At 76.1% G+C, this 18924-nt stretch carries 21 protein-coding genes; 12 read left to right on the forward strand and 9 right to left on the reverse strand.

Annotated features, from left to right (window positions below; translation table 11 throughout):
- Positions 1-229: 229 nt before the first annotated feature.
- Both AB0N04_RS05445 and AB0N04_RS05450 read left to right on the forward strand, forming a co-directional pair.
- Positions 230-706: a cupredoxin family copper-binding protein gene (locus tag AB0N04_RS05445; protein WP_360206994.1), complete on the forward strand. Its 477-nt coding sequence runs from the start codon at positions 230-232 to the stop codon at positions 704-706.
- 32 nt (positions 707-738) lie between these two features.
- Positions 739-1173 (forward strand): hypothetical protein, encoded by a 435-nt coding sequence (locus tag AB0N04_RS05450; protein ID WP_360206997.1) that lies wholly within the window; start codon positions 739-741, stop codon positions 1171-1173.
- Here AB0N04_RS05450 and AB0N04_RS05455 read toward each other — a convergent pair.
- On the reverse strand, positions 1082-1579 hold the full coding sequence (locus AB0N04_RS05455) for a hypothetical protein (RefSeq protein ID WP_360207000.1): 498 nt from the start codon (positions 1577-1579) through the stop codon (positions 1082-1084). The two genes, AB0N04_RS05450 and AB0N04_RS05455, sit on opposite strands and share 92 nt — an antisense overlap.
- A gap of 219 nt (positions 1580-1798) precedes the next feature.
- Here AB0N04_RS05455 and AB0N04_RS05460 point away from each other — a divergent pair, with 219 nt between their 5' ends.
- The 5 genes from AB0N04_RS05460 (at position 1799) to AB0N04_RS05480 (ending at position 7559) form a co-directional block, all read left to right on the forward strand.
- On the forward strand, positions 1799-3295 hold the full coding sequence (locus tag AB0N04_RS05460) for an SDR family oxidoreductase (RefSeq protein WP_360207002.1): 1497 nt from the start codon (positions 1799-1801) through the stop codon (positions 3293-3295).
- A gap of 108 nt (positions 3296-3403) precedes the next feature.
- Complete coding sequence (locus AB0N04_RS05465; RefSeq protein ID WP_360207004.1) at positions 3404-4900, forward strand: phosphatase PAP2 family protein; 1497 nt, start codon at positions 3404-3406, stop codon at positions 4898-4900.
- Positions 4901-5091: 191 nt separating this feature from the next.
- Entirely contained in the window at positions 5092-6414 is a 1323-nt protein-coding gene (locus AB0N04_RS05470) for a deoxyribodipyrimidine photo-lyase (RefSeq protein WP_360207006.1), read from the forward strand.
- Between the two features lie 133 nt (positions 6415-6547).
- Entirely contained in the window at positions 6548-6898 is a 351-nt protein-coding gene (locus AB0N04_RS05475) for a hypothetical protein (protein WP_360207179.1), read from the forward strand.
- Between the two features lie 340 nt (positions 6899-7238).
- Positions 7239-7559: a GYD domain-containing protein gene (locus AB0N04_RS05480; protein ID WP_360207008.1), complete on the forward strand. Its 321-nt coding sequence runs from the start codon at positions 7239-7241 to the stop codon at positions 7557-7559.
- Positions 7560-7684: 125 nt separating this feature from the next.
- On the opposite strand, the gene AB0N04_RS05485 is transcribed toward AB0N04_RS05480, so the two are convergent.
- Complete coding sequence (locus AB0N04_RS05485) at positions 7685-8932, reverse strand: helix-turn-helix transcriptional regulator (protein WP_360207010.1); 1248 nt, start codon at positions 8930-8932, stop codon at positions 7685-7687.
- Positions 8933-9124: 192 nt separating this feature from the next.
- Between AB0N04_RS05485 and AB0N04_RS05490 the strand changes: the two genes are divergently transcribed.
- A complete protein-coding gene (locus tag AB0N04_RS05490) occupies positions 9125-9877 on the forward strand; it encodes a DUF4232 domain-containing protein (RefSeq protein WP_360207012.1) in 753 nt (250 codons plus the stop codon).
- Positions 9878-10004: 127 nt separating this feature from the next.
- A complete protein-coding gene (locus AB0N04_RS05495; protein WP_360207014.1) occupies positions 10005-10133 on the forward strand; it encodes a hypothetical protein in 129 nt (42 codons plus the stop codon).
- A gap of 55 nt (positions 10134-10188) precedes the next feature.
- Here AB0N04_RS05495 and AB0N04_RS05500 read toward each other — a convergent pair whose 3' ends face one another.
- From AB0N04_RS05500 to AB0N04_RS05525, 6 genes are all read right to left on the reverse strand, one after another.
- Complete coding sequence (locus AB0N04_RS05500; protein WP_360207017.1) at positions 10189-10515, reverse strand: hypothetical protein; 327 nt, start codon at positions 10513-10515, stop codon at positions 10189-10191.
- A gap of 38 nt (positions 10516-10553) precedes the next feature.
- Complete coding sequence (locus AB0N04_RS05505; protein ID WP_360207019.1) at positions 10554-11657, reverse strand: PP2C family protein-serine/threonine phosphatase; 1104 nt, start codon at positions 11655-11657, stop codon at positions 10554-10556.
- Between the two features lie 199 nt (positions 11658-11856).
- Positions 11857-12126, reverse strand: a complete 270-nt coding sequence (locus tag AB0N04_RS05510; protein ID WP_360207022.1) for a hypothetical protein — start codon at positions 12124-12126, stop codon at positions 11857-11859.
- Complete coding sequence (locus AB0N04_RS05515; RefSeq protein ID WP_360207025.1) at positions 12123-12899, reverse strand: MerR family transcriptional regulator; 777 nt, start codon at positions 12897-12899, stop codon at positions 12123-12125. The genes AB0N04_RS05510 and AB0N04_RS05515 overlap by 4 nt, the downstream gene beginning before the upstream one ends.
- 128 nt (positions 12900-13027) lie before the next feature.
- Positions 13028-14236 carry an FAD-dependent monooxygenase gene (locus tag AB0N04_RS05520; protein ID WP_360207027.1) on the reverse strand — a complete coding sequence of 403 codons (1209 nt, stop codon included), beginning with the start codon at positions 14234-14236 and terminating at the stop codon, positions 13028-13030.
- Positions 14237-14907: 671 nt separating this feature from the next.
- A complete protein-coding gene (locus AB0N04_RS05525; protein ID WP_360207030.1) occupies positions 14908-15297 on the reverse strand; it encodes a helix-turn-helix domain-containing protein in 390 nt (129 codons plus the stop codon).
- Positions 15298-15397: 100 nt separating this feature from the next.
- On the opposite strand from AB0N04_RS05525, the gene AB0N04_RS05530 reads away from it, so the two are divergent.
- Positions 15398-16093 (forward strand): NAD(P)-binding domain-containing protein, encoded by a 696-nt coding sequence (locus AB0N04_RS05530; protein WP_360207032.1) that lies wholly within the window; start codon positions 15398-15400, stop codon positions 16091-16093.
- 390 nt (positions 16094-16483) lie between these two features.
- A complete protein-coding gene (locus tag AB0N04_RS05535; RefSeq protein ID WP_360207035.1) occupies positions 16484-16732 on the forward strand; it encodes a hypothetical protein in 249 nt (82 codons plus the stop codon).
- Positions 16733-16865: 133 nt separating this feature from the next.
- On the opposite strand, the gene AB0N04_RS05540 is transcribed toward AB0N04_RS05535, so the two are convergent.
- Entirely contained in the window at positions 16866-17756 is an 891-nt protein-coding gene (locus AB0N04_RS05540; protein WP_360207038.1) for a LysR family transcriptional regulator, read from the reverse strand.
- A gap of 198 nt (positions 17757-17954) precedes the next feature.
- Between AB0N04_RS05540 and AB0N04_RS05545 the strand changes: the two genes are divergently transcribed.
- Positions 17955-18920: an SDR family NAD(P)-dependent oxidoreductase gene (locus AB0N04_RS05545; protein WP_360207041.1), complete on the forward strand. Its 966-nt coding sequence runs from the start codon at positions 17955-17957 to the stop codon at positions 18918-18920.
- The last annotated feature ends 4 nt before the right edge of the window (positions 18921-18924 follow it).

Raw genomic sequence — 18924 nt, forward strand, 5'->3', positions numbered from 1 at the left:
CGTTCACCCGTGCCGGTGAATTCACCGCCCGTCAGGGTCCGGCGGGCGGGCGGCTGTCCGACGGTATCGAAGGAACGCGACGGGGCGGCCGGACCGGGACGGGGACGGAAGGAACCACCGGACGGCAGACGGCCCGTGCGACCCGACCACCACCGTCCGACCACCACCGCCCGACTGCCCGACTGCCCGACTGCCCGACACCCCGCACCCCCGCGAACGGAGCACCGCCGTGACCGTCCCCCGCCTGTCCCGCGCCGCCGGCACACTACTGCTGGCCGGCGTCCTCGCCGCCTGCTCCAGCTCCTCGACGAAGCCCGCCCAGCCGACCACCGCGGCCGCCTCCCCGAGCGCGGCGACGGGCAGCCCGAGCGCCGGGACGCCGTCCCCGGCCACCACGGCTGCCTCCCCGAGCGCCGCCGCGACCTCCCCGAGCGCCTCGCCCAGCCAGGCCAACGGCGTCACCCACGTCGCCATCAGGAACTTCCAGTTCGAACCCGCCGCCCTCACCCTGGCCCCCGGCACGACCTTCACCGTCACCAACCAGGACAGCACCGCCCACACCCTCACCGCCGACGACAAGAGCTTCGACTCCGGCACCATCGCCCCCGGCGCCACCGCCACCCTCACCGCACCGCAGCAGAGCGGCGCACACCCCTACATCTGCACCATCCACCCGTTCATGCACGGCACCCTCACCGTCTCCTGACCCCGGCCACCCGGAAGGAACCCGCCGCCACCGTGGCCACCCCCGCCCCGCCCCCCAGGCTCCTGCCGCTGCTCCTGCGTCTGGTCGCGGCCGCCGGACTCGCCGTCGACGCCGCCGTGCACGCCCGCCTCGCCGACCAGTACGACGCCGTCTCCGCGAGCATCAGCCAGGGCACCCTGTTCCGCATCGAGGCCGGCGCCGCCGCGCTCGCCGTCCTCCTCGTCCTGCTCTGGCGCCACCGGGCCGGGGACCTCTACGCCCTAGTGGTCGCCGCGGCCGGCCTGGCCGCCCTCCTGCTCTACCGCTACGTGGACGTCGGGGAGCTCGGCCCGCTGCCGAACATGTACGAACCCGTCTGGTTCACCGACAAGACCCTCACCGCCTGGGCCCAGGCCGCCGCCGTCCTGGCCCTCGCCACGCTGCTGGCCCTGCGCCACCGGGCCGCCCGGCACCCCGCCCCGCCGTGACCCGCCCTGGCGCGGCCAGCTCGGGCACCCCGCCCCGCCGTGACCGGCCGGCGGGGTCAGGTGCGCTGGAAGGCGTGGTGGTGGCCGATCGGGGTGAAAGGTACCGGGAGTGCGCGTACCCGGCCCCGGCCAGCGGCTGCGCGCACGCCCGCGCGACCTCGTCGTCCAGGACGGAGAGCACCCGGTAGGGCAGCCCGCCCAGCACCTCGTCCGCCAGGGCGGGCAGCGCCCCGGGGACGACCGTCCGCAGCGTCCCGTCGACGACCAGCTGGTTGTTCGCGTAGGAGAGCGCGAAGTCGTCGTCGAAGACGGCGAACCCACCGGGCACGTCGACGGTGCGGTGGGCCTGGTGCCGGGCGAAGGTGGACAGGAAGGCGTTGATCCGCTCCAGCTCGGGACTCGACATGACGCCGACCCTAGGAGCCCGGACCCGTCCCCGGGGCCGATTCCAGCCCTTCAGCCCCCGACCCCGACCCCCGACCCCCGACCCAGACCCCAGACCCCCGACCCCCGCCCCCCGCCCAATCCCCGGCCCCGGCCGCTCCGAATACCCGGGCGGCGCCCCCGGGCCTGGCGGGGCCCGGGGACACGCCGTCCCCGGGGGACCGCACGAGAGGAGCCGCAGGTGGACGAGCCGACCCCGACGCGACCGCTGCGCTGCCTGGTCACCGGCGCCACCGGCTACATCGGCGGACGCCTGGTGCCCGAACTGCTCGCCGCCGGCCACCGCGTGCGCTGCCTGGCCCGCGACCCCGGACGGCTGCGCGACCAGCCCTGGCGGCCCGAGGTGGAGGCCGTCGCCGGCGACGTCACCCGCCCCGAGACCCTGCACGGAGCCTTCGACGACATCGACGTCGCCTACTACCTGATCCACTCCCTGGGCACCGGACCGGGCTTCGAAGCCCTCGACCGGCACGCCGCCCAGGCCTTCGCCGCGGCCGCCCGCACCGCCGGCACCCACCGCATCGTCTACCTCAGCGGCCTGCTGCCCGCCGGCGTCGCCGAACGGGACCTCTCCGCCCACCTGCGCTCGCGCGCCGAGGTGGGCCGCCTGCTGCGGGCCGGCGGCGTCCCCACCGCCGAACTGCGGGCCGCGGTGATCATCGGCTCCGGCTCCGCCTCCTTCGAGATGCTGCGCCACCTCACCGAACGCCTCCCGGCGATGGTCACCCCCCGCTGGGTCGACACCCGCATCCAGCCGATCGCCGTCCGCGACGTCCTGCACTACCTGGTGGGCGCCGCCACCCTGCCCCCCGACGTCGACCGCCCCTTCGACATCGGCGGCCCCGACGTCCTCACCTACCGCCTGATGATGCGCCACTACGCCGAGGTCGCCGGCCTGCCCCCACGGCTGATCGTGCCGGTGCCGGTGCTCACCCCGGCCCTGTCCAGCCACTGGGTCGGCCTGGTCACCCCCGTCCCGGGCTCGCTCGCCCGCCCCCTGGTGGAGTCGCTGCGCCACGAGGTGGTGTGCCGCGAGCACGACATCGCCCGCTGGGTGCCCGACCCGCCCGGCGGACTGACCGGCTTCGACCGGGCCGTCGAACTGGCCCTGCGACGCATCCAGGACGCCCAGGTCGCCACCCGCTGGTCCTCCGCCTCCCCGCCCGGCGCCCCCAGCGACCCGCTGCCCACCGACCCCGACTGGGCCGGCGGCAGCCTCTACCAGGACCTGCGCCGGTGCCGGGTGGCCGCCGACCCCGCCGCCCTGTGGCGGGTGGTGGAAGGCGTCGGCGGCGAGAACGGCTGGTACTCGCTGCCCGTCGCCTGGACGCTGCGCGGGCTCCTGGACCGCCTGGCCGGCGGCGTCGGCCTGCGCCGCGGCCGCCGCGACCGCGACCGGCTGAGGGTCGGCGACGCGCTCGACTTCTGGCGCGTCGAGGAGATCGAACCCGGCCGCCTGCTGCGGCTGCGCGCCGAGATGCGCCTGCCCGGCCTGGCCTGGCTCGAACTGCGGGTCACCCCCGACGGCGACGGCGGCGCGCTCTACCAGCAGCGGGCGCTGTTCCACCCGCACGGACTGGCCGGCCACCTCTACTGGTGGTCGATCGCCCCCCTGCACACCCTGGTGTTCGGCGCCATGGCCCGCAACATCACCGCCCGTGCCGGCCAACCCGACTGACACCCCGAACATCTGACGCACCGTCATCCTGCCCCCGCGCCGCCCCCGACACGCCCGGGCCCACCCGCCCCGTGGCCCCGCACCCCATCCCGTGCCTAGGCTCACCCAATGAAGCTGCGGATGACACGACTGGACGCCATCGACCGGGCCCTGTTCGACCGCCTCGCCGCCGCCCCCCTGCACGGGGCCCGCCCCTGGCTGCGCGCCCTGAGCCGGGCCGCCGACCACGGGGTGCTGTGGACGGGCACCGCCGCCGTCCTCGGCGCGACCGGGGGGCGCAGCGGACGCCGGGCCGCCCTGCGGGGCCTGGGCGCGCTCACCCTCGCCTCGCTGACCGCCAACACCGTCGCCAAGCACGCCACCCGCCGGCCCCGCCCGCTGCTGGACCAGGTGCCCGCGGTGCGCCGCCTGGTGCGCCAGCCCGTCACCACCTCCTTCCCCTCCGGCCACTCCGCCTCGGCCGCCGCCTTCGCCACCGCGGTGGCCATCGAGTCCCCGCTGCTGGGGGCCGCCGTCGCCCCGGTCGCCGCCGCGGTCGCGCTCTCGCGCGTCTACACCGGCGTGCACTACCCCGGCGACGTCCTGGCCGGGGTCGCGCTCGGCACCGCCGCCGCCGTCCTGACCCTGCGCTGGTGGCCGCGCTCGGTGGACGTGCCGCCGCCCGCCGCCCCGGCCCGGCGCCCGGCCCCGGCCCTGCCGGGCGGGCGCGGCCTGGCGGTGGTGGTCAACGCCGGTTCCGGCAACGGCTCCCCGCTCGGCACCGACCCCGAGGAGGAGGCCGCCAGGCTGCGCGCCCTGCTGCCCGAGGCGGACGTGCGGCTGTGCGGGCCCGACGACGACCTGGCGGCGATGCTCGCCGGGGCCGCCGAGCGCGCCGCCGGGGCCGGCGGCGCGCTCGGGGTGTGCGGCGGCGACGGCAGCGTCAACCTGGCCGCCGCCCTCGCCGTCGAACGGGGCCTGCCGCTGGCGGTCTTCCCCGGCGGCACCCTCAACCACTTCGCCCTCGACCTGGGCGCCACCACCCACCGGGACACCGCGGACGCCGTCCAGGCCGGCCACGCCGTCGCCGTCGACCTCGGCCTGGCCGCCGACGACACCGAGGTGCGGGTCTTCGTGAACACCTTCAGCCTCGGCATCTACCCCGAACTCGTCCGCCGGCGCGAGAAGTTGGAGGGCCGCATCGGCAAGTGGCCGGCCCTGGCGGCGGCCGTCGCCAGCCTGCTGCCGAGCGCCGAACCCGTCACCGTGCACGCCGGCGGCCGGCCCCGCCGGCTGTGGCTGCTGTTCGCCGGCAACGGCGCCTACGACCCGCCCGGCTTCGCCCCCACCCACCGCGCCGCCCTCGCCGACGGCCACCTCGACATCCGGGTCGTCGACGCCGGCCACCCCTTCGCCCGCACCCGCCTGGTCGCCGCCTTCCTCACCGGCACCCTGCACCGCTCCCGCGTCTACCAGTCCGCCCGCCTCGGCGCCCTGGACCTCGACTCCCTCGGCGACGCCGACCGCATCGCCGTCGACGGCGAGAGCGTGCCCGCCAAGGGCGCGCTGCGGCTGTCCAAGGCCCGCGCCGCCCTCACCGTCTACCGGCCCCCACTCACCACCTGAACCGGCCGTACCGTCCGAGCCGGTCCCGGTCGGGGGCCTGAACCGGGCGTCCAATCCATCGCGCCCCACGGCTCCGAACACCCGGTGCGGCCGGCGGACCCCCGCCGCCGGCCGCACCCCGCCGCGCACCCGCGCGCACCCCGCCGTACCCCGCGCACCCCGCACCCCCGACCCGACCGCACGAGGCCCCGATGAGCACCGCCGTCGTCCTGTTCACCCAGGACCTCCGCCTGCACGACAACCCCGCCCTGCACGCCGCCCGCACCCGCGCCGACCAGGTCGTCCCGCTGTTCGTGCGCGACCCCGCCGTCGACCGGGCCGGCTTCGCCGCCCCCAACCGCCAGGCCTTCCTCGCCGACGCCCTCGCCGACCTCGACCGCGCCCTGCGCGCCGCCGGCTCCCGCCTCGTCCTGCGCCACGGCGACCCCGCCGAACAGACCGCCCGCCTGGCCACCGAATGCGGTGCCGACACCGTCCACGCCAACGCCGGCGTCTCCGCCTTCGCCACCCGCCGCGAACACGCCCTGCGCCGCGCCCTCGGCGAACGCCTCCACCTGCACGACGGCGCGCTCACCGTCGTCCCGCCCGGCCGCGTCACCCCCGCCGGCCGCGACCACTACGCCGTCTTCACCCCCTACCACCGCGCCTGGCAGCAGGCCGTCCGGCGTACCGTCCTGCCCGCCCCGCGCACCCTCACCACCCCCGACGGCCCCGCCGGCGACCCGCTGCCCACCGCCCCCGCCGGCACCTCACCCGGCCTGCCCCCCGGCGGCGAGAGCGCCGCCCGCCGCCGCCTGCGCACCTGGGACCCGACCCCCTACGCCGACCTGCACGACGACCTCGCCGCCGACGCCACCTCCCGCCTCTCGCCCTACCTGCACTTCGGCTGCCTGTCCGCCACCGAGGTCCTGCACCACACCGCCCGCTCCGACACCCCCGGCGCCGCCGCCCTGATCCGCCAACTCGCCTGGCGCGACTTCCACCACCAGGTCCTCGCCGCCCGCCCCGACACCGCCCATCACGACTACCGCCCCCGCCCCTACGCCTGGTACGACGACGAACACGAACTGCGGGCCTGGCGCGAGGGCCGCACCGGCTACCCGATCATCGACGCCGCCATGCGCCAACTCGCCCACGAGGGCTGGATGCACAACCGCGCCCGCCTGCTCACCGCCTCCTTCCTCACCAAGACCCTGCGCCACGACTGGCGCCCCGGCGCCGACCACTTCCTCTCCCTGCTCGTCGACGGCGACGTCGCCAACAACCAGCTCAACTGGCAGTGGGCCGCCGGCACCGGCACCGACACCCGCCCCAACCGCGTCCTCAACCCGCTGCGCCAGGCTGACCGCTACGACCCCGACGGCGCCTACGTGCGCCGCTGGCTGCCCGAACTCGCCGACGTCCCCGGCCGCGCCGTCCACCGCCCCTGGGACCTCGCCCACCGCCCCGCCGGCTACCCGGCCCCGCTGCTGCCCCCCGACGCCCTCACCGCCCGCATGCACGAAACCCCCTGAGCCCCGGCCGCCCCGGCCGGCTGCCGGTCATCGAAGGTCGCCGCCCCTTGGCGGGAGGAGACCAGGGCGATGGTCCGCCACGACTGATTCCCGTCCCGGGAACCAGCACCGTCGCTTGATCGTCCCTGATGACATGCCGTCAGTTCTCATTCTCGGAATCGACCCGCACGCAGTGCCCGGCATGGACGGGGCCGTCATCCGTGCGGCCCTCGACCAGGAGCTGACACGGTTCGGCGGCCACGCCATCGACGCGTCCATGGTGCTCATCGCGTTGGACGAGTCGGCCGAGTCCACGATGGTCACCGCACTGTCCGAGCGCGCGTGGGACGTCGTCGTCATCGGCGGCGGAATCCGCAAGCCGGAACCACTTCTGCCGCTGTTCGAGCAGGTCGTGAATCTGGTCCGGCGGCATGCGCCGAAGGCCGCGATCGCCTTCAACACCAGCGGAGGCGACAGCTTCGAAGCGGCCAAGCGGTGGCTGTGAACCCGGGCTCGGCTGACACGTCGACGTAGGGAGCCCGAGCCCCGGTGCCCGCACCAGCGCGCCAGCGGTCTGCCGGTGGCACGCGGCGATGGCGGCCGCCGTGTTCTCGGGCCCCACGTGACCTCCTCCTCGGTCCAGGTGTCGTGGCGGGCGAGTTCCCGGGCCCGGAAGGCAGTGGCCCGAACCCGGCCGAAACGCCCTGGGATCCGACGCCGACTACCGCCCCGGCGCGCGCAGGTCTGCGCCGTTCGGGGGTCTCCCGGTGGCCCGCGCGGTGTGCGCTGCCCGATCGTGGGGATGGCGTCGTGCCCGCGGCGCCTTCGCAGGACGGGAGACCGAGATGCCGAAGTACCTGGTCCGGGCCGGCTACACCGCTCAGGGCGCCGCGGGGTTGCTCGCCGACGGCGGTACGGGCCGGGTGGAGGCAGTCCGCAGGGTCGTCGCCTCCTGCGGGGGCACGCTGGAGTGGCTGGCTTTCGCCTTCGGCGAGACGGACCTGTACTGCGTGATCGAGCTGCCGGACGAGGAGTCGATGGCGGCCGTCTCGATGACGGTCCGGGCCAGCGGCGCCCTGCAGTCCAGCGTGGTCCAGCTGCTCACCCCGGAGCAGATCGATACGGCGGCCCGGCGGACGGTCGACTTCCGGGCGCCCGGCGCCTGACCGCTTCCACGCCGGGGCTGCGCCGCTCGGGGCCGCACGGTGAACCGGTGGCCTCCGCCCCGGCAGGCGCCCGGCATCGCATGGGCAACCGGGTCGGGCACCGGCCGCCATCACGCACCGACTCGTCAGCCGTCCGTGCGTCTGGTCCACTCGGTGGTGCCCGGGGGGTAGTCGTAGCCGGGGCGGTTGACGTCGGCGCTGGTGCGGAAGGGGGTGCCGCGGTTGTCGATGTGGGTGGTGCCGCGGCGGGTGCCGCTGGACCAGTCGAGGGTGAGGTCCCACCGGACGTCGTGCGCCTTGGTGTGGGCGGTCACGTAGAAGACCTCGGGGTCGGACTTGCTGACCTTGTAGGGGAAGTCGCGCTGGCCGCCCTTGACGGTGATCACGGGGCTTCCCCGGTCGAGGTCGATGTCGAAGGACTTGGTGTCGACCACGCCGCCGCAGCCGACGCCCATCGAGTAGTCGTTCCAGGCGAGCGGGGCGCCCTTGGCCGTGACGCGCACGTGCAGGGCCTCCAGGACGACGGTGTCCGCTCCGGTGCCCTGGACGGTGAGGGCGATCTCCTGTTCGCCGGAGGAGACCGCGCCGTAGGCGGCGGCCCAGCGCGGGGCGTCGCGCTCGGGCGCGGGCGGGCCGACGTGGGCGGGGGTGCTGTCGACGAGGAAGTGCTGGCTGCACGGGTCGTCGTAGACGTAGGGGCGGACGCCGACGGTGAGGGGCGCGGGCGCGTCGGTGGTCGGGGTGGCGGTCGGGGTGGTCGTCGGGGTGACGGGTGCCGCGGGGGTGGGGGAGACGGGGAGGGGTGTCTCGGGTGGGGCCGGCGCGGCCGTCGTCGCCGGCGTGGCGGCGGTGGTCTGACGGTCGGTCGCACCGTCGTCGTCGCCGCGGAGGGCGGGGCGCGCGACGATCACCGCCGTGGTCAGCAGGACGACGGCCACGGTGGAGGCGATCAGGGCGCCACGGCGGCGGCGCGGCGGTGCGGGCGGTGCCGGGTCCGCCGCCGTCGCGGTGACCGGCTCGCCGTCCGTGAACGGCACGGGCGGCGCGGGCGGTGCTGGTGCTTCCGTGGGGCCCGGGGCGTCCGGGGTCGGCTCCGGGGTCCGGTCCGTCCGGCGTGATCGGGCCGCGTCCGCCAGGATCCAGCTCCGGTGCAGTTCCACCAGCTCGTCCGGGGTCGCCCGGCACACCCGGGCGAAGCGCTCCGCCGACACGTACTCGTTGGGCAGCGCCGTGCCGTTGCAGTAGCGGTGCAGCGTGGACGTGCTCGTGTGCAGCCGCTTGGCCAGCGTCCCGTAGCTCAGCCCCGAACGGGCCTTCAGTTCGCTCAGCAGCCGCGCGAACTCCGCCGTCTCCGCGGCCCCCGTGCCCTCCACGACCTGCCCCCTTCGCCCCCCGGCGCCTCCCGGGCGTCCCGTTCCGGCGTTCCAGGCCCGTTCCACTCCCGCTGGTCAGAGCCCTGTTCGCCGTTCCACCCTACTCATCATGGCGTCAGGCGTAGCGGCCGGGACGGATCACCGCGCAAGCTTCGGCCATCCCACCGAACGCCCACCGAAAGGGGCCGGACCGTGTCCGTCCGCACCTCACGCACCCGTCTGATCACCGCCGCCGCGGGCGTCGCGCTCGCCGCCCTCTCGATGAGCGCGTGCGACGACAGCGGGGACATCGCGACGGCGACCGGCCCGACGCTGAAGGCCGCCGCCTCACCCACGGCCGCCGGGGCCGGGACCACCGCCGGTGCCCCGGTCCCCGCCCCCGCGGGCGGGACCCCGGCCCCCGTGCCCCCTTCCGCCGCCCCGAAGCCCGCCCCCGCCACCACCGCGCCCGCCACCACCGCCGCCGCGCCCCCGGCCGTGCCGAAGAGCCCCGTCCCCGCCCCCGCCGCCGGGAAGCCGGGCGTCTGCGAGGGCTCCACCACCAAGACCGTCGCCGCCCCGCTCAACCGCCCCGTGAACCACATGCTGCTCACCGTCACCAACACGGGCTCCGGTACCTGTTACCTCTACGGATACCCGGCGGTGCGCTTCGGCGAGGCGCAGGCCGTGCCCCCGGTCATCGAGGACTCCAAGCCGCAGGCCGTCGTCACGCTCAAGCCCGGCGAGTCCGGCTACGCCTCCGTCAACCTGTCCTCCACCGACGGCGGCAACGGCGCGCACGGCCACACCGTGACGTCCCTGGCGGTCTCCTTCCACGGCCCGTCCGGCAACGAGAGCGTCGGCGCGGCCGCCCACCCGGCGCTGCCCGCGGGCGGCAGCTACGTGGACGACTCCCTCAAGGTCACCTACTGGCAGCAGTCGATGGACGACGCCGTCTCCTGGTGACACCGCCACCACCCGGGCCCGACGGCAGCCCGCCAGGCGGCAGCCCGAGGACCGACGGCAGCCCGAGGACCCCCGGCGACCCGACAGCCCGAAGCACCCGGCCCGAAGCAGGAAGCAGGTACCCACCGTGCACACCGCCACCCGCAGCCTCGCCCGTCTCCTGGTCGTCTACGTCGGCACGGCCCTCAGGGTCCTCTTCCTCGGCGGGCCGGACGACCCGGAACTCTCCCGGGAGGCCGGCGTCACCCGGCGCTGAGGCGCTCCCCGGCCCCCTGGCCCCCGGCCCCGGCCGTCGGGCACCTGGCACAGGGTCAGTCCACCCGCCGGTCGGCGAGGGCGGCGACCCGGGTGAAGTACGCGCGCAGGAGCGCCTCGTCGCCGGGCGGGATCCGGGAGGACGGGCAGCGGGAGACCCGGAAGGCCTGCCGGTCGGTGCCGTAGAGGGCGGCGTCCGGATCGTGCACGACGCCGACGAACAGCTCGCCGGGCTTGCCCGGCTTCCGGTAGTGCACCAGCGCCCCGAGCCAGCGCAGCGGGACCCGGAAGCCGGCCTCGGCCGAGTCCAGGCGGAACAGCTCGAACACCCCGCGGTCCACGCGCAGGTGGAGGTTGTCGTAGTCGAGCGTGAGCGGGTCCATGAGGAGAACATAGGCGCGACGGCCGCCCCGCGTCCCCGTTACGGGGTTGTCCGGCGCAGGGACAGCACCGTGACGTCGTCGCGGCGCCGGCCCCCGCTCCAGTGACGGGCGGCTCCGTCCAGGGCCTGCGGCAGCAGGGAGGCCGCGGTCGTGCCCAGGGCGGTCAGGCCCTCCTCGACGGGGTAGAACTCGCCGTCGCGGTCCTGGGCCTCGGTGATCCCGTCGGTCAGCAGCACCAGCACGCCGTCCTCGGGCAGCGCGAACCACTGCACGGTGCGCACCTCCCCGGCCAGTCCGGCCAGCCCCAGCGGCACCCCGGCGGCCAGGTCCACCGTCTCCACCCGGCCTCGGCGCAGCAGGTAGGGGGCCAGGTGGCCGCAGTTGACGGCCTGCACCTCGGGGCCGCGCTCCAGGCCGAGCACGGTCGCGGTGACGAACCGTTCGCTCTCCCCGGCCTGCGCCGCGTAGGCGTTGTGCCGTTGCACGGCGGCCTCCAGGGAGTCGGCGACGGCGGTCAGCGCGGCCTCGCGGAACGCCGCCTCGCGGAAGGCGCTCAGCACCGCGAAGCCCGCCCCGATCGCGGGCAGGCCCTTGCCCTGGACGTCGCCCACCAGCACCCGCGTGCCGTACGGGGTGTCGGCGACGTCGTACAGGTCGCCGCCGACCATGGCGTCCTCCTCCACCGGCCGGTACAGCCCGAACACCTGGACGTCCGGGGTGAGCACCGGCAGCGGGCGCAGCAGCTGGCGCTGCAGGGCGACGGCGCTCTGGCGCATCCGGAACAGCTGCCGCTCGCGCCCCATCCGCCGTGCGCACAGGGCCACCAGCGCGGCCTCGGCGCCCAGCACCGCCACCAGCGTCCCGGCCCGGGCCTCCAGCGAGGTCGGCGGGAACAGCACCGTGCTGACGGCCACCACGACGGCCACCCACACGGACACGGCGATCGTCTGCGCGAGGGTGCCCAGGCCGGCCAGCAGCGCGGGCAGGAACACCAGCAGCAGCACCAGCCGGGCGCTGGTCCCGGTCCCGGCCTGCGCCAGCAGCACCACGGCGGTGGAGGCCAGCACCCCCAGCACCACCGTCCGGTTGCCCGGCGCCCGTGCCTCGGCCTCGGCGCCGTACCCGTCCGCGCTACCGCCCACCCCGCCGCCCTCTCGCCGCCGCACCATCCCCCCCCAGGCATACCGGCGCCCCCGGCGGGCCGCCAACGGAACCCACCTGTCCGGGCGAGCGCGGCCCCGGCGGCGGGCGGGCCCCGGGTGCGCCGCCGGGCGGCCCGCCCCCCGTACGGGCCGCGCGGCGGTGTCCAGGCTCCCGGAGTGCCCACGGCGCTCAGCGCGCTCAGGCCCCCGGGGCGCGCCGGCCCAGACGCAGGTGGACGACGCAGGCCTGCACCCCCGCGGCCACCAGCACCGAGGGCGGCACCGCCCACGGCAGCAGGCCGGCCCACGCCAGCGGGGTCAGGACCAGCGCGCACAGCCCGAGCACGGGCAGCGCGGACAGCAGGGCGACGCGCAGGCGCACACCGCTCGGCATGACGCCGTGGGAGGTGACGCCGCGGGCCGGGAGACGGTCGGGTGCGGCGGCCGACGGCCGCGGTGCGGCGCTCATCGGGCCCTGCGGGCCTGGTCGAGGAACTCGCCCAGCTGCGCCCACTCGTCGGCGGGGGCGTCGGGGGTGCCGGAGAGGGCGGCCGGGTCCTCGCGCCAGGCGGTGCGCACCGCGGTGGACAGGGTGGCGTCGCCGCCGCTGAAGAGACGGCCGAGTTCGTCGAGGCGGTCGGCGATGCGCCGCACCCTCGGGTCGGTGGGCGGGGCTCCGGCGGTGCGCAGGGCTTCGGCGCGCCGGTAGAGCTGGGGCCACTCGACCTCCAGCAGGTAGTGGGTGGCCGGGCCGAGTGCGGCGGCGTGGTCCCGCAGGGCCTGCAGCTGGTCGTCGTCGAGGTGGCGGCGCAGGGCCTGTTCGGCGCCGGGGCCGGTGGAGGGGCCGGTGGCGCCGATGGCCTGGAGCAGGCGCAGCAGGGCGGCGGTGTCGGGGCGGCGCTCGGCGGTGAGTTCGGTGTGCAGGTGGGCGAGGCGCTCGTGCAGGTCCTGCAGGTGGGCGAGGGCGGTCTCGGTGGCGGTGAGGTGTTCGCGCACCAGCCGCACCGGGTCGACGCCGGCGTCCAGGCAGGTGCCGATGGTGTCCAGGCCCAGGCCCAGGCGGCGCAGGGCGAGGATCTGGTAGAGGCGGACGACGTCCTGCTCGGTGTAGGAGCGGTGCCCGGAGGAGGTGCGGCGAGACGGCTGGAGCAGGCCGATCTGGTCCCAGTGGTGCAGGGTGCGTACGGTCAGGCCGCTCGCCTCGGCGAGCGGGCCGACCTTCCAGGTCTGTTCGGTGGGCATGGCACGAGGATTCCTCCTGACGCCGCGTGAGGTGCAAGTCGGCGGGGTGCGGGGCGGGCGTGCGGGCGGGGTTCCGGCGGGTTCCGGCGGGTTCCGGTGGGTCCGGGTGCGGGCGTCCGGCCCGGGGTTCAGACGTGGGCGGGGGTGTAGTCGGGCAGGTCGATGTCGCCGGCCTTGGCGAACTGGGCGGCCATGATCGCGCGCAGCGGCCAGCGGCCCATCCAGCGCATGGAGGCGGCGCGCAGGCGGATCATCAGGGCGCTGTCGGGCGCGTAGCCGTGGAGGCCGCCGGGCGGCAGCTCCTGGGCGCGGGTGACGTAGGGGCGCATCAGGTCCTCGTAGCGGGCGTAGGCGGTGCGGTGGTCGCCGCGGGCGGCGGCGAGCTCGCCGGCGAGCAGGTAGGCGCCGACGAGGCCGAGGCTGGTGCCGAGGCCGGTGAGGGGGCTGGGGCTGTACCCGGCGTCGCCGAGCAGGGCGACGCGGCCGCGGCTGTAGCGCTCGAGGTGGATCTGGCCGAAGGAGTCGAAGGCGAAGTCGTCGGCCTCGCGCATGCCGGCCAGCAGCCGGTCGACCTCCCAGCCGGCACCGGCGAAGCGTTCGGTGAGCAGGCGCTGCTGGGCGGCGGTGTCGTGGCGGTCGTGGGCCAGCGGGGCGCAGCGGAAGCCGAGGGAGGCCTTGACCTCGCCGGGCAGCCGGCCGGGGCGGGCGCCGGCGACCAGGCCGCCGGGGGCGTTGTACATCAGGAACCAGCCGTCGAGGTCGATCCGCGGGTCCCGGACGGTGAACCAGGCGTGGTAGCCGCCGAGCGGGCGGTAGTGGTCGCCCCCGGGGCCGAAGGCGAGGCGGCGCACGACGGAGTGCAGGCCGTCGGCGCCGATGACCAGGGAGAAGCGGCGGGCGGGGGCGTTCTCGAAGGTGGCGGTGACGCCGTCGGCGTCCTCGGCGAGCGCGGTGACGGTGTCGCCGTAGCGGTACTCGACGTCGTCGGCGGTGGCCCGGTGCAGGAGGTCGGCGAGGTCGCCGCGCAGGATCTCGATCTCGGAGACGATGCCCTCGCCCTCGAAGAGTTCGACGGGCATGCGGGCGGTGAGCCGGCCGCGGCGGTCGACCAGGCCGAGGCCGCGCTGGTCGACGCTCAGGGCGCGGGCCTGGTCCAGCAGGCCCATCCGTTCGACGACGGTGCGCCCGGCGCCGCGCAGGTCGACGGCCTGCCCGCCGGGGCGGGGGGCGGGGGCGCGCTCGACGACGGTGGGGGTGAAGCCGTGGCGGCGCAGCCAGTAGGCGAGGGCGGGGCCGGCGATGCCGGCGCCGGAGATGAGGATGTCGGTGTTCTCCATGCCTCGAAATGTACGGCGTACGCGTCGGGCTCAACAAGCCCTGTAGTGCGGGTTTTTGGAATTGATGCACTAGTGCACTAGGGCGGTTGGGCGGCCGCCGGGGGAGCCCACGGCGGCCCCGGCGGCTACCGGCGGGGCCTTCCCGCAGGTCGCGGCCGCGCCCGGCGCGGGGGCGGCGCGGCGAGGTGCACTAGTGCTCCTGCGGCGGGGCGCGGGTCCGACCCGCCGGGTGTCCGTCCTGCGGCAGACCGGGGCGTCGAGGCGGCCGGGCCGGGCCCGCGACGGCCTCGCCGAGCGCGCACTTGAGGGCGGCGACGTCCGCGACGAACCGGCCCTTCAGGTGGCAGGCGCTGCCCGCGGGCGGGCCGGGAACGGGCGAGGTCAGCCGCGGCCACTCCTGCCGCCCGCCGGGGGGCGAGCGCGCCCGCGCGTTGCGCTCGGCCGCGGCGCCCCCCGTACGCCTCCCGGACCGCGCGGGCGGCCGACGGCGGCCGGTCGGCCGGGCCCTCGCACAGGGTCAGGTCGATCAGGGCGCCACCCAGCACGGACGGGTCGAACCGCAGGTCGTCCTCTCGCCGAACTGTGAAAACCGGGCCCGACGATATGCCGGGCGCGGCAGCGGCGGCGAGGGCTTTATCGGCAGCCCCGGGGGCGCGGGTCAGCCGCCCGGCTCAGCCGGCCGGGGCAGGGGCAGGGGCCGGGGGAGCGGACCGCGGGGCGCGGGCGGCCTCCTGGGCGGCCATCACCTCGTCGCCGTGCTCGAAGGCCCAGGCGCCGAACGCGTCGATCGGGGCCAGCAGCGTGCGCCCCAGCCCGGTGAGCCCGTACTCGACCCGGGGCGGCGCGCCCGGGTGCGGGCGCCGCTCGACCAGCCCGTTGAACTCCAGCCGCCGCAGGGTCTCGGTGAGGACCTTGGAACTGATCCCCCCGATCCGCGCCCGCAGCTCGACCGGGCGGGCCGGGCCGTCGCGCAGCGCCCACAGCAGTACGGCGTTCCAGGTGTTGGAGAGCAGGTCGAAGGCGAGGCGGGCGCGGCAGTCGGCGAGGAAGGCATCGGTCACGTACCAGATGGTGCCCGACCGGCCTCCTAGCGTGGAACGGACGGTCGGCGCCGGACCGGGCCAACGGCCCCGGCCGGCACGGGAGAAGAGGACACACGCGATGGAGATCGGCGTACTGGGAACCGGCAACATGGCCGACGCGCTCGCCACCCACTGGGCGCGCGCCGGGCACCGGGTGACCATCGGCGGGCGGGACGCGCAGCGGGCCGAAAGGCTCGCCGCCCGCATCGGCCACGGCGCGCGGGCGGCCGGTCTGCGCGAGGCGGCGGCCTGCGGCGAGGCGGTGCTGGCCGCACTGCCCTTCGGGGCGGGGGCCGAGGTGGTGCGGGAGCTGAGCCCGGAGCTGGCGGGCCGGGTGCTGATCGACTGCGCCAACCCGGTCGGGCCGGGCTTTCGCCTGCTGACGCAGGGCGGCCCCTCGGCCGCGCAGCGGCTGGCCGCGGCGGCGCCGCACGCCCGCGTCGTCAAGGCCTTCAACCTCTGCCACGAGGACGTCTGGCGGATGCGGCCGCCGGTGTTCGACGGCCGGCGGCTGGCCGTGCCGCTGTGCGGGGACGACGAGGCGGCCCTGGCGTGCGTGCGCGAGCTGGTCGTGGACGCGGGCTGCGAACCCGTCTCCGGCGGCGGCCTCGAACGGGCTGCGCTCCTGGAGGCGACGGCCGCGCTGTTCATCGCGCTGTGGGTCGGCGAGGGGGCGGACGTGCAGGCGATCGCGCCGCCGCTGGCGTACGCGACCGGGCCGGGAGCCGGGGGGACGGCGGACGGCGGTGACCGGTCCGGGGGTGATCGGGGGTGACCGGCAGGTGGTCGGTGGGTGGTTGCATCCCGCGGGCTGCGCTGGCAAGTGATCGTCCGGCCGATTCGGGCCCGGCCCGGCGGGCCGGCGCGGCCGGGCGGCGGCCGGTGCGGAGGTGAACGCCCAGTCCGTCGAAGCGGGTGGGCCACGCCGCTTGACGCCATCGAATCGGGTGGTCCAGACCACCAGGGGCGCCCGGGTCAGTGCTCTCAACTCCCCTGGTGGGAGGTGGATGTGGCGGGGCGTCCGACCGCCTCCGACTCCGGTGATCGACTGTTTCCTGCCAAATTGGTCTCGACCATTGCCTCGAATCCGGGATTCCGGAAGGCTCACAGCCGCAACGCCGGGAGCGGACCCCGGCGTTCCCGTCAGAGGGAGGAAGACACCGACATGGCACTGCGCAAAGCGGTTTCCACCATGGCCCTGGCCGGACTGCTCACCGTCGCGGGCGGCCTGATGGCCGCCCCCGCCGCCCAGGCGTCCACCACGAGGACCACCGGATACACCTACATCGGCATGTACCCGAGCGGCGCCGCCTGCGAGGCCGCCGGCCGCGCCTACGTGACCCGCGGGGAGGCCGTCAGCTACTTCTGCGACGTCGCCCCCAACACGGCCCGCCTCTCGGTCTGGTTCTACTGACCGGTCCGGACGCCGGGCGGGCCGGGCCGCGCCGCCCGGCGTCAAACCGGCGGGCGGCTACCCGCCCGCCCGGCGTCGGTCCGGCGCCGACAACCCGCCCGCCCGGCGTCCGCCGGCGTCGGAAGCACCGCCGTCAGAGCTCCAGCGCGCCGATCTCGCGCACCGTCCCGGCGAGCGCCCGGACCAGGTCGTTCTCGGCGTCGCTGCGCCACACCAGCGCGTACGAGAGCGTCCCCATGTCGGGCACCGGCAGCCAGAGCACGTCGGACATCGACCAGTGGCGGGTGACGTGCGCCGGGAAGGGGTGGACGATCTCCCCGGTGCCGACCAGGTGGATCAGCTCGTCCGGGCCGGTGACCGGCTCGATGCGCTCGATCGTCCGGCCCCGCGGCGTGTGGAAGGACAGGTAGCCGTCCTCCCAGTAGTCGGGCATGTCGGGGGCGGTGGCGTGGGCGAAGTCGGCCAGCGCCTCGAAGGGGACGCAGTCGCGGCCGGCGAGTTCGTGGTCGGCGGCGACGGCCAGGACGCGGCGGTCGCGCAGCAGGACCGGACCGACCGTGAGATCGGACTCCTCCACCGGCAGCCAGGAGACCAGCACGTCCATGTCGCCCTCGCGCAGCCGGGCGAACGGGTCGATGAACGGCGCCCGGCGCAGCTGCAGCTCCCACTGCGGATGGCGGGAGCGGAAGGCCCGCCAGTAGCCGTGCAGGTCGGGCACGTTGAAGGGCAGCATGCCCACGCGCAGCCGCTCCGTCTTGCCGCGCACGGCCAGCCGGGCCCGCTCCAGGCTCGCGCGCAGATCCGCGTAGACCGGTTGCAGATCGGCGCGCAGCTGGTGGCCCAGCGGCGTCAACCGGACCTGGCGGCGGTTGGAGCGGTCGAACAGCAGGCCACCGAGCTGTCTCTCCTGACGGCCGATCACCTGGCTGACACGCGCCTGGGTGAGGTGCAGTCTGGCGGCGGCCCGGCCGAAGTGCAGCTCCTCGGCCAGGGTCAGAAAGACCTCGATGTCGCGTATCTCCATGGGCCGGCGGCCTCCCGTCATAAGCCTGAGTGATGGGATCCTACGGATCTTCGGCCTTGATGATCACTGCGGGTGGCCGGAAGATCGACGGTAGGGCCGACACCCGGCGACCGCGGACCAAGCCCGGCCGCGGGCCCGGGACTTCACCGCCCCACGCCCGCCCATGCCCGCCCGATCCAGGACAGGAGCGCACCACCCGTGCACACCGCCGACACCGCCGCCGAGGCCCCCGCCGGCACCACCGGCCGCATCTGGCTCATCACCGGTGCCAGCCGCGGCCTCGGCCACGCCTTCGCCCGCGCCGCGCTCGCCGCCGGCGACCGCGTCGCCCTCGTCGCCCGCACCCTCGCCCCGCTCGAGGAGCTCGCCGCCGCCCACCCCGGCCGCGTCCTGCCCCTGCAGGCGGACCTGACCGACCGCGCCGCGGCGTTCGCCGCCGTCACCGCCGCCGCCGACCACTACGGACGGCTCGACATCGTCGTCAACAACGCCGGAATGCTCTCCATGGGCATGGTCGAGGAGTTCACCGAGGCCGAGGCCCGGGCCCAACTCGACATCAACTTCTTCGGCGCACTGTGGATCAGCCAGGCCGTCATGCCCGTCCTGCGCCGCCAGGGCGCCGGCCACCTCGTCCAGGTCTCCAGCATCGCCGCCCTCGGCGGCTTCCCCAGCACCGGCCTCTACAGCGCCAGCAAGTTCGCCCTCGAGGGCCTCAGCGAGGCCCTCGCCTCGGAGGCGGCCGCCTTCGGCGCCAAGGTCAGCATCATCCAGCCCGGCGGCTACTGGACCGACCTCTACACCGCCATGCACAGCACCACCCCCCTCGACGCCTACGCCCCGCTGCGCGAGGAACTCGCCAAGCAGTTCGCCGAGGGCTCCGTCGACAGCGGCCCCGAGCTCGCCGCCACCGCCCTGCTCGCACTCGTCGACAGCGACCGGCCGCCGCTGCGCCTGCTCCTCGGCAGCATGGTCTACGACCTCGCGTTCGACATCGCCCGCACCCGGATGGAGACCTGGGCGGCATGGGAGCCGGTCAGCCGCGCCGCGGAGCGGGCGACCGCCGCACCGGGGACCGCCGCACCGGGGACCGCCGCACCGGCGGACCTTGCGCCGGCGGACGGGCCCGCGACGGACGGACCGGTGGCGGACCGCACCGGGGCCTGATCAG

It is taken from the genome of Kitasatospora sp. NPDC051702, from assembly GCF_040681575.1.
In the GTDB taxonomy this organism is placed as follows: domain Bacteria; phylum Actinomycetota; class Actinomycetes; order Streptomycetales; family Streptomycetaceae; genus Kitasatospora.

Coding starts and splice junctions, on each gene's coding strand:
- AB0N04_RS05455 (WP_360207000.1), bottom strand. CDS start 1,579: ATGTCGAGTCCCGAGCTGGAGCGGATCAACGCCTTCCTGTCCACCTTC.
- AB0N04_RS05500 (WP_360207017.1), bottom strand. CDS start 10,515: ATGGACCCGCTCACGCTCGACTACGACAACCTCCACCTGCGCGTGGAC.
- AB0N04_RS05480 (WP_360207008.1), top strand. CDS start 7,239: ATGCCGAAGTACCTGGTCCGGGCCGGCTACACCGCTCAGGGCGCCGCG.
- AB0N04_RS05465 (WP_360207004.1), top strand. CDS start 3,404: ATGAAGCTGCGGATGACACGACTGGACGCCATCGACCGGGCCCTGTTC.
- AB0N04_RS05470 (WP_360207006.1), top strand. CDS start 5,092: ATGAGCACCGCCGTCGTCCTGTTCACCCAGGACCTCCGCCTGCACGAC.
- AB0N04_RS05515 (WP_360207025.1), bottom strand. CDS start 12,899: ATGCCCACCGAACAGACCTGGAAGGTCGGCCCGCTCGCCGAGGCGAGC.
- AB0N04_RS05475 (WP_360207179.1), top strand. CDS start 6,548: ATGCCGTCAGTTCTCATTCTCGGAATCGACCCGCACGCAGTGCCCGGC.
- AB0N04_RS05520 (WP_360207027.1), bottom strand. CDS start 14,236: ATGGAGAACACCGACATCCTCATCTCCGGCGCCGGCATCGCCGGCCCC.
- AB0N04_RS05510 (WP_360207022.1), bottom strand. CDS start 12,126: ATGAGCGCCGCACCGCGGCCGTCGGCCGCCGCACCCGACCGTCTCCCG.
- AB0N04_RS05535 (WP_360207035.1), top strand. CDS start 16,484: ATGGCACTGCGCAAAGCGGTTTCCACCATGGCCCTGGCCGGACTGCTC.
- AB0N04_RS05540 (WP_360207038.1), bottom strand. CDS start 17,756: ATGGAGATACGCGACATCGAGGTCTTTCTGACCCTGGCCGAGGAGCTG.
- AB0N04_RS05530 (WP_360207032.1), top strand. CDS start 15,398: ATGGAGATCGGCGTACTGGGAACCGGCAACATGGCCGACGCGCTCGCC.